Source organism: Rhizobacter sp. P1_G5 (assembly GCF_056405435.1).
On the sequence record NZ_JBFUCB010000786.1, the window covers coordinates 1 to 2,404 of the forward strand.

General features: G+C 70.9%; 2 protein-coding genes. One reads left to right on the forward strand and one right to left on the reverse strand.

The genetic code is table 11. From position 1 onward, the window contains the following. Nucleotides 1-532 (reverse strand): AAA family ATPase (locus AC1D12_RS31035; protein WP_477845050.1); only part of this gene is annotated, 532 nt, incomplete at its 3' end. Nucleotides 533-776: 244 nt separating this feature from the next. On the opposite strand from AC1D12_RS31035, the gene AC1D12_RS31040 reads away from it, so the two are divergent. Then, nucleotides 777-2,404, forward strand: a 1,628-nt coding sequence (locus AC1D12_RS31040) for a YncE family protein (RefSeq protein ID WP_477845051.1), incomplete at its 3' end; no start/stop codon positions are given.

The following is a 2,404-nucleotide window of genomic DNA, read 5'->3' on the forward strand; positions in this document are numbered from 1 at the left end:
ACGCCAGGTCGCCGCCGTCGAGCACCTCCAGCTGATCGCGCAGCCGCCACGTGGGCAGGTTCAGGCCGGGCACGCAACGCCCCGACAGCACCCAGTGCACACCCGGGGCGCACGCTGCCAGCAGCGTGTCGAGCAATGCGAGGCAGGGCGCGTCCTGCGCGTGCTGCACGTCGTCGATCACGATCAGCAGGTCGCCGCTGCGCTGCGCGAGCAGCGTCTGCAGGGTGGGCACCGCACCATCRGCGCCGGGGCGGGCCGGAGGCTGCACGCCGGCGGCGGCCACGCTGGCCAGCAGCCGCGTCGCCAGCGCCTGCGGGCCCGGCACCGGCCCGTCCAGCGTCAACCAGGCCACCGCGCGCCGTTGCCTGCGGTTGCGGAACCACTGCGTCAACAGCGTCGTCTTGCCGGAGCCGGCCGGCGCGGCCACCAGCACCAGGCGCAGCTTCGAGGCGGCATCGAGCCGCGCCATCAAGGCGGGTCGCGAGACGCTGGAGGGCGCCAGCAGCGGGGGCTCGATCGTCGTTTCTGACATCGCGGCGGCCGGGGGAGGTGAGGCCCTGGTGGGGAGGCGCGGGAGTGTAGCGCCCCCTCCCTGCGGAGGGGGCGCGCCGGCAGGGCGCTCCGTACGATCGTGCGGCGAGCCACCCTTGGGCAGCCCGCCAACCAACAAAGAAACCAGGAGACACCACATGCAAGCGCATCCCATGCCGGGCCGGGGCAGCCCCCGGTCTGCCCTGTCGTTGTCGTCGTCGTTGCGGTCACTGCTGGGCCTCGTCATGGCCCTGTTGTTCATGCCACTGGCGGCGTACGCGCAGGCGCCGTCCTTCATGCAGTTCGAGAGCGGCCCGGTGCGGCCGATGGCGATGTCGCCCGACCGCAGCCGGCTGTTCGTCGCCAACACGCCCAACAACACGCTGGACGTCTTCAGCATCGGCAGCGCCGGCCTGCAACTTGCCGCCCGTGTGCCGGTGGGGCTGGAACCGGTCTCGGTGGCGGTGCGCAGCAACACCGAGGTGTGGGTGGTGAACCACCTGTCCGACAGCGTCAGCATCGTCGACCTGGGCGGCACGCCGCGCGTGGTGCGCACGCTGCTGGTGGGCGACGAGCCGCGCGACATCGTGTTCGCCGGCAACCCGGAGCGCGCCTTCATCACCACTGCGCACCGCGGGCAGCAGCGCAGCGACCCGTCGCTCGCCGGCGTGCCTGGTGCCGGCGACCCGCAGCTCACGACGCCCGGCATCGGGCGCGCCGACGTGTGGGTGTTCAACCCGGCCAGCCTGGGCAGCACGTTCGGCGGCCTGCCGCTGCGCATCATGACCTTCTTCAGCGACACGCCGCGCGCGCTCGCGGTCAGCCCCGACCGCAGCACCGTCTACGTCGCGGCCTTCAAGTCGGGCAACCAGACCACCACCGTGCTGGCGGGAATGATCTGCGGCGGCTTCAACCCGAACCTGCCGTGCCTGGGGCCGAACTTCAAGATCGTGCCCGGAGGCAACCCCGGCCCGAAGACCAATTTCGAAGGCAAGCAGGCGCCCGAGGTCGGCCTGATCGTCAAGTTCAACAAGGCCAACGGGCGCTGGGAAGACGAGCTGAAGCGCAACTGGAACAACGCGGTGCAGTTCAGCCTGCCCGACCGCGACGTGTTCGCCGTCGACGCCAACACGCTGGCGCAGAAGACCAGCTGGTCGGGCGTCGGCACGGTGCTGTTCAACATGGTCACCAACCCGGTCAGCGGCGCGGTGTACGTCTCGAACACCGAGGCGATCAACGAGGCCCGCTTCGAAGGCCCCGGCACCTACGCCGGCCACACGGTGCAGGGCAAGCTCGCGCAGACGCGCATCACGGTGCTGTCGGGCGCGGCGGTGCAGCCGCGCCACCTGAACAAGCACATCGACTATTCGAAGCTGCCAAGCAACCCCGGCTACGACTGGACGATGAAGAACCAWTCGCTCGCGATGCCGCTCGACATGGCGGTCACCGGCGACGGCCGCACGCTGTACGTGGCGGCGTTCAGCTCCAGCCGCATCGGCGTGTTCGACACCGCCGAGCTGGAGAACGACAGCTTCAACCCGCGCAGCGCGAGCGCGCGCTACATCGAGCTGGCCGGCGGCGGCCCGAGCGGGCTGGTGCTCGACGAGGCGCGCGGCCGGCTGTACGTCACCACGCGCTTCGACAACGCGGTGAAGGTGATCGACCTGGCCTCGCGTGCCACGCTGTCGTCGGTGGCGATGAAGAACCCCGAGCCGGCCGCGGTGCGCACCGGCCGGCCCTTCCTGTACGACGCGCGCCGCTTCTCGGCCAACGGCGAGGCCTCGTGCGCGAGCTGCCACACCTTCGGCGATGCCGACGACCTGGCCTGGGACCTCGGCAATCCGGATGACCGCGTCACCAACAACCCGATCAC